Genomic DNA, 7,612 nt, shown 5'->3' with positions numbered 1-7,612 from the left:
TCACGTAGCTGATCCAACCGCCGTTCTGATATTGCAGCGGACGTCCGGCGCGCGCGTTGTATTCATCGGCCATACGCGCGGCGCGCACGTGCGGCGGCACGTTACGCTGATAGTCGCCGAGCGTGCGGCGCAGGCGTTTGCGATAGATGAGCAGTTCATCCTGCTCGCCGCGCCGCGTGCGGCCGACGTATTCCCGCACGTAATCCGCGTATGCCTCGCCTTTGAACACGCGCATGTAAAGCTCTTGCTGAAAGCGCTGCGCGAGCGGCGTCCAGTCGCTGCGCACCGTTTCGAGCCCTTTGTAGATGATTTCCTCGCTGCCGTCCGCGCGCGTCGTGAGGCCGGCGTAGCGTTTCTTGCTGCCCTCTTCCGTGCCTCGGATCGTTGGCATCAGAAAGCGCGTGAAATGCGTTTCGAACTGCAGTTCGAGCGCGCTGTCGAGTCCGAAGGTCTCGCGCAAATGCTCGCGCCAGTATTCGTTCACATGCGCGACGAGCGCCCGGCCGATGCGCGCCGCGTCTTCCTCGTCGCGCGCGCGTCGCAGCCAGACGAAAGTCGAATCCGTGTCGCCGTAGATGACGCCGTAGCCGCGCGCTTCGATCAGCTCGCGCGTGCGATGCATGATTTCGTGGCCGCGCATCGTGATCGACGAGGCGAGACGCGGATCGAAGAAGCGGCAGCCGCTCGATCCGAGCACGCCGTAAAACGAGTTCATGATGATCTTGAGCGCCTGCGACAGCGGCTTGTTGCGCTGACGTTTCGCCGCTTCGCGCGCTTCCCACACTTGCGCGACGATCGCGGGCAGACAGTGCGTGTCGCGTGAAAAACGCGCGCCGCGAAAGCCCGGCACGGCGGCGGTGTCGTCGGGTATCGCCATGCCTTGCGCGAGACCGGCCGGATCGATCAGAAACGTGCGAATGATCGACGGATACAGGCTCTTGTAGTCGAGCACGAGCACGGAATCGTAGAGACCAGGACGCGAGTCCATCACGAAACCGCCGGGACTGGCCTCCTCGGGCACGTCGCCGAGATTGGGCGCGACGTAGCCGAGCCGATGCATGCGCGGCATGTACAAATGCGTGAACGCCGCGACCGATCCGCCGCTGCGATCCGCCTGCAGTCCGGTGACGGTCGCGCGCTCCAGCAAAAATGGCAGCAGTTCCGTCTTGTCGAAGACCTTGGTAACGAGCTCGCAGTCGTTCAGGTTGTAGCGCGCGAGCGCGGGTTTGTCTTCGCGAAACCGCCGCTCGATCTCGTCCATGCGCGCATACGGGCTGTCGATCGCCTTGCCTTCGCCCAGCAGCGACCGCGCGACGTATTCCAGACTGAACGACGGAAAATTCCACGTCGCCGAGCGCAGCGCCTCGATGCCGTCGATCACGAGCCGTCCCGCGATCGAAATGAACCAGTGATTGCGGTTCATGCCGTGCTCGCGCCATTCGGCCGTGCCGCCGTCGCGGCCGAGCGCGAGCGGCACGCCGTAGTCGTCGGCGTGTCGCTGGAGAATGCGCAAGTCGAATTGCACGACATTCCAGCCGATGATCGCGTCCGGATCGTATCGCGCGATCCACGCGATGAACCGGCGCAGCATGTCGGCGCGGGAATCGCAATAGTCGAGGGCGAAATCGGTATCGGCGTGATCGGCACCGCTCGAAGCGTCGGCCGGCGGCCCGAGCATGTACACCTGACGCGCGCCGCAGCCTTCGAGCGCGATCGAATAAAGCTCGCCCTTCACGCTCGTTTCGATATCGAGCGACACGACTCTCAGCGACGGACGGTAATCCGGCGCGGGCTTCAACTCGCTCGAAACGTAACCGTCGCGCGCCACGCCCTCGAACGACGCCGGCGCCGTGATGAATCGCTCCATCAGATAGCGCTCGTGCGGACGGATATCGGCTTCGAAGACTTGAACGCCCGCGCTTCTCAGGTTCTTTTCGAGCGCGAGCAACTGGCGATATTGCGGGCAATAGAGCCCGAGCACCGGCTTCTGGCGAAAGTCCTTGAGCGGCAGCTCGCGCATATACGCGTCCCGCACGCCGGCGACGACCGGTTCCGCCTTCGCGCGATCGTCCGCGCGAATGAACGCGACGCTCGTTTGCGGCGCGATGAGGATTTTTCGCGGGCCGTCATCGGTTGCGAGCCAGAAATCGACTTCCGTCCCGGCCGCGGTGTCGCGCCAGTGACGAGTCAGCAGAAAACCCTGTTGTGCCGTAGCCAAGCCGATATCTTCGAGTGCGCGTGCCATCGCAGCATTTTACTTGGCGGCAAAAACAAAGCCCGGCATGCCATTCGGCGCCGGGCTTCGAAATTCGGGACAACGGGAAAAAAAGTAAAACGCGGTAGCGGCAGACCGGTCACCCACCATCCTCGCGGACGGTCCCCGGAGGAAGGCCGGCGGCCGCTACCGCCTAAGCTGCCTGTGCGACCAGGCTCGCCCGTTGCGGCTGTAACGCCGCTACGTTACCGAGTACCGTGTGCTCCGCATGCTCCGGCACTTCGTTCTTCGACATCACCACCTCCAGAGCGGCTTCTTTGATGGCCTGTTTCGCGGCCGCCGCTTTCTTGGTCTTCCCCGCGCGTGACGGCGGCTGGCAGGCCCCGCACACCACGTTGTTCTGCAAATCATGTTTGTGTGCGACAAACTTCCCGGTACAGCGGCAGCAGGGCGTCATCTGCAGCATGCCCGCGTCGAAGAAGCGCACAAGAGTCCAGGCCCGCGTAAGGTCGAGTACCGCCTCGGCGCCGCTATGGTTGCAGTGCTCAAGGTACAGCCGATACCCTTTGGTCAACGCATCGAGATGCGAACAGCCAGCTTCGTTCTTCAGGAACGTATAGGTGTTATAAAAAAGCGATGCGTGGATATTGGCGAGCCACGTCATGTACCAGTCGGCCGAGAACGGCAGCATGCCCTTCGGCGGCGACACGCCCTTCACTTCGCGATAAAGGCGGATCATGCGATCGCGCGAGAGCGTGAGTTCGCTCTCCAGCACTTGCATGCGTGCGCCAAGCTCGATCAGCGCGATGGCGCGGAATACTTCCTGGGCGTCTTCAGTGAGGCTCTTCTTCAGCATGGCTCGCTCCGTCATCACTTAAGCGAACTGTTCGGCCGGCTGGCCAGCCAGCAGGATTGCCGCGTGCGTCGGCGCGATGTCCGCGTTTTTCGCGGGCTGCACCAGGGCCGACAGCATCGTGTGGTCGTTGAAGCGGAATGCGCAAAGCAGGTTATCCGACGACGCGAGCTTTACGACCTGAGCGAGCGTGAGGCCCGACAGCAGATCGGCGAGTTCCGCCGACAGACCGAGCCGGAACATGCCGATGGCGCGGTCGTCGCGCAACAGACGCTGCGCGAGCATGATGTACGACAAATTGATTTCCCGGATTGAGTCCAGCGTTTCGCGACCGTTCATGGTTGCACTTCCAGTAAATCCCCGAATTTCCCGCCGGCTTTTTGCCGATATCTTTTTTGTGCCTCACCGGACTAGTTCTGCCCGGCTACGTACCGCGTAATCTTTGTTTCAGCGCGTTACATCTTGTAACAACCACTGTGAGACGGATTCTAAGAACTGTCTGAATCTAAGGCAAGGGTGTCTCAATAATATTTTGTTGCAAACAACACTTTCGATCGGTAATTTTTTCGGTCTGGAGATTTTGACCGTTTTACGGGTCGCATCCGCATTTGTCTAACGTTTGCGACCGCCGTCCGGCGCGGCTTCATTTTTATCTTAATAATCGCCTTCAGCGCGATATAACGGACGTTCGAGGGATTCGGTTGACGCCAGAACCCAGCTTTTATTCGCCATTCATCTGATGTTATAAGTCAAAAAAATGCCGCGAAATCGGCTATTACCGATGCGCGGCATGTTGAGTAATAATTACCTCATCGCCGTAACGTTATTGTTACCGTCTGAAATATGGCCTTGTTACCGAGGTCTTGTTACTTTTGCGGGACGCCTTTGCGCCACGCACCCCAATGTGTAACAACCTCCTGTATGAATGGATTGCCCGTTCGATACAGGTTTTCGATGGCCGGCGTAAAACCGCCCTGATCCGCGTAATTGAGCAGATTGTCGGAGGCGCTCTGCCCTTCGTACGGGCGATCGAAGTCCGATCCGGCGCGCAGCACCGCCACGCGCGACAGATCCATCCGTTTCACGCTCGCCGCCCGCTTCAGCGCCTCGTAGGTCGCGTTGTCCTCCTGTTGCGTCGTGCAATAGACGCCTCGGCCGTCGGTCAGGAGGCGCGTCCACGCCCGCGCCCGCTCGCCGATATATTTGCCCGACCACCACGTATCGCCCGCGAGCGTGTCGCACTGGATCACGCGCGGCGGCTGATTCGCCGGCGCGTAACCGAACTTCGCGCGCGCGACTTTGGCCTGGTCGCTGTCCGAGAGCGTCACGTTTCTCGAAATCGCGAAGGCCGCGTCGGCGAGTGATGCATTGAGCGCGAAAACCTCCGTCCGGTAGTCGAGCGGCGGTTTCTCGTGCGGGCTCTTCGTGTTGATGCCGAGGAAACCCGTCGGCCAGTCGGCGGGCTTCTCGCGCGCGTCGAGTTCCCATTGAATGCCGAAATCGACGAGATATTTGGCCCACGCCGCCGAGCCGACTGTGCCCTGCTTCGGATCGATGCCCGCGATGCCCGCGACGAGAAAATACGTGTGCCGCAGGTCGAAGCGGTTCGAAAACGCGAGCGCCATCAGCGAAGCGGCCGCGTTCGTGTGACCCATGCCCGTCGTGATGACGCAGACATCGTCGCGATTGCAGTTCACCTCGGGATAATCCGGCGATAGTCCCGGAACCTTGACCGCCTGCCACGGACCGAGCTTGTCGAGCCAGATCTGGCCTTCGGGTCCGAACATCGTGATGATCATGACCTTGACGTCGCGGCCACCGTTGCCGCGGCTGACTGTTTCGTCGACGTCATCGGACTGCTGGGCGAACGCGCAACCGGTGAAGCTCGCGAGACTCGCGAGGCCGGCGGCGAACAGCGTCGCGCAGGCGGCTTTTCTGAGCCTTATCGCTCGGGACGTGCCTTGTTGCTCTTTCGATCGTGACGCACGGACATTTCTCATGGCGGGCTGATCCTCGTAAGGGGTTCGACCTTCGAAAGAAGACCGCGCCCGGCCAGGGCGCGGTCAGCCCGCACGATTATAGGAGCGCCGACAATGCGTATTGCGCGCGATGTCCGTTCGCGGCTTTAGGTGCCGCTTTACGTGCCGCTTTAAGTGCCGCTTTGCGTCCGCGACGGCGGCGCGTTGGACGCGACATTCGCCGAGCCCGCCGCCTCGCTCGTCGGATGCTGCGCGGCCTTCGACGGCTCGCCGCGCTGATCCGCGCCCGCCACGTCCGCGTCCTGAACGCCTTCGTGATTACCTTCCGCGTTGCCGCCGTTCACGATCACGAAGTTGCGCTGCGGATTCGCGATCTCGATGCCGCGCGCCGTGAACTCGTTGAGGATGCGCCGGTTGAACTCGCGCTGCACCGGCCAGCGCGTGCTGTCGAGGCACTGGATCTGGCCGGCGAGCGTGACGGTCGAGCCGTCGACGGCATCGACGCCCCAGAAGCTGAAGTCGGAAAGAATGCCGTCGCGGAAGGCCTCCTCTCCACGCAATGCCGAGCCGATTTCCTTCAGCGTCGAAATGGCCAGATCGACGTCCTGGCCGAGCGCGATCGACACGCGCACCGCCGCGTTGCCGATGCCGCGATTCGTGTTGTTCACCGTCGACACCGAACTGAACGGCACCGTGTAGAGCGAGCCGTCGCCGCCGCGCAGCCGCACCGTGCGAATCGACAGATACTCGACCGTGCCCGACACGCCCGCGAGCGTCACCCAGTCGCCGACCTGCATCGCGTTTTCCATCAACAGGAAGATGCCGGTGATGAGATCTTGCACGAGCTTTTGCGAGCCGAAGCCGAGCGCGACGCCGAAGATGCTCGCGCTCGCGAGCAAGGGCGCCGTGTTCACGCCGATCTCCGACAGGCCCGTCAGCACGACGACCATTGCGATGACGATGAAGAGGCCCGCGCGCATCATCGGCAGCAGCGTGCGCAGGCGAGCGGCGCGCAAACGCTCGCCGTTCGCGGTCCATTGTTCGAGCCGCCGCTCGACGGCGATGTTTGCCGCTTCCCACACGAGCACGGCGAACACGGCCGCGATCACGATCGTCAGCAGCGCCGACGCGAGCCGGTTGCCGACGCCGCCCGAGATGAGGAAATGCACGATGTCCACGTGCCAGACTTGCAGAAGCGCGACCGCCGTGACGATCGAAATGAGCGCCTGCACGACGCGCCGCAACGCCGGGTAATAGCGATGGGCGCGACGTCGCGCGACCGACTCGCTCGCCAGATCGTCCTCGTCGTCGTGATGGAAAACACGGGCGAGCGCGCCGAACGCGACGATCGCCAGCACGCGCGCGCCGACGAGCACGAGCAAGGACACGCCGCCCAGATGAAAGAGCGTTCTGTAGCCGTTCTGCACGTCGAGCGCCCACACGAACCACAGCGCGATCACGAAGAAGATCGCGACGCCCGCCCAGACATCGGCGACCCACGCGCCGACAAACCTCACGGATCGGTTCGAGCGCGCGCGCTCCCGGATGCGCTCGGCCACCGACGCGCGGCTCTCGAAGATCACGAACGCGATCATCAGATGCACGATCAGCAGCGTGACCTTCAGCACTGCGATGCGCGCGTCCCCCGACAGGCCGAGCGGTTCGCCGGCATTGGCGAGCGCGATGCCCGCGCCCGCGACGCACACGATGCGCCGCACCCAGCGATGCACATACGCCGCGGCGAAATCGCGCATCTGGATGAGGCGCAGCCCGGGCGCATGCGGCGCGATCAAGAACCCGCTCGCGATCACGATTGCGCGGCACGCCAGATAGACGTCGATAAGCGAGCCCGCGACGCGCGCTTCGGGCGTGCTGTCGTCGATGAAGATCGACATCAGCAGCGTCACCACGCCGATGAACACGATCAGCGGAATCAGCGACAGCAAGCCGTACAGCAGCGCGCTCGGCAGGCGCTGCAACAGCGTCCAGTGACGCGCGGCGTGGCGCTGGCCCCGCGCGTCGTCGGCTTTGCGCTCGGCGAGATGCATGGCGGTGGCGTCGCCGGTCTGCGCGGCGGCGTCTTCCGCCCGCTCGGCGGCGCGCTGTTCGCGCACGAGGCCGGGGTCCTGCTCTTCCGCGTCGACGATACCGCGCGCCGCGATCCGCGCGCGTGGCCGTTTTAGCATGCGCAGGCACACGAATTCGAGCAGCAGCGCGGGCAACAGCGACGCCAGCACGGTCCACGCGACATGGCCGATAAGCGCGCGCCCTGCGTCGCTCGACGCGCTCTCGCGCCACCACGAGCGCACGGAGCCGAAATCGAGCAGCGCGACCGTCGAGTGCCGCAGGCCCGCGCCGATCTGCACGAGCCAGTGGCCGGCCTGCCGCGACAACTGCGATGCGAGACCGTTCGCGGTCAACGAATGCGCGAGCACGCTCGACGCCGCCGATGCGCCCGATGCCGCTGGCGCCGCGGCGGCCGATGCGCCCTGCGGCGCGCTCGCGGGCGCGGCCAGCGCGCCTGCCGCCGCGATGGCGCGCAGCGTATCCGCGACCTGCGAGCGG

Annotated in this window: 5 protein-coding genes; all 5 read right to left on the bottom strand. The window is 63.7% G+C overall.

Features of this window, described 5'->3' with window-relative positions:
* The coding region (locus AWB82_RS35945) for a DNA polymerase II (protein ID WP_407643087.1) at positions 1 to 2,245 on the bottom strand (2,245 nt) is incomplete at its 3' end.
* A 163-nt stretch (positions 2,246 to 2,408) separates the two neighbouring features.
* A complete protein-coding gene (flhC, locus tag AWB82_RS35940; RefSeq protein WP_086974007.1) occupies positions 2,409 to 3,071 on the bottom strand; it encodes a flagellar transcriptional regulator FlhC in 663 nt (220 codons plus the stop codon).
* Between the two features lie 18 nt (positions 3,072 to 3,089).
* Positions 3,090 to 3,407 carry a flagellar transcriptional regulator FlhD gene (flhD, locus tag AWB82_RS35935; RefSeq protein ID WP_086974006.1) on the bottom strand — a complete coding sequence of 106 codons (318 nt, stop codon included), beginning with the start codon at positions 3,405 to 3,407 and terminating at the stop codon, positions 3,090 to 3,092.
* A gap of 527 nt (positions 3,408 to 3,934) precedes the next feature.
* On the bottom strand, positions 3,935 to 5,068 hold the full coding sequence (locus tag AWB82_RS35930) for a purine-nucleoside phosphorylase (protein WP_407643085.1): 1,134 nt from the start codon (positions 5,066 to 5,068) through the stop codon (positions 3,935 to 3,937).
* A 149-nt stretch (positions 5,069 to 5,217) separates the two neighbouring features.
* Positions 5,218 to 7,612 (bottom strand): mechanosensitive ion channel family protein (locus AWB82_RS35925; protein ID WP_086974005.1); only part of this gene is annotated, 2,395 nt, incomplete at its 5' end.

It is taken from the genome of Caballeronia glebae (assembly GCF_001545035.1).
Taxonomy (GTDB): domain Bacteria; phylum Pseudomonadota; class Gammaproteobacteria; order Burkholderiales; family Burkholderiaceae; genus Caballeronia; species Caballeronia glebae.
The sequence above is the reverse complement of the archived record's forward strand: the minus strand, read 5'-3'. Positions and strand labels throughout refer to the sequence as shown.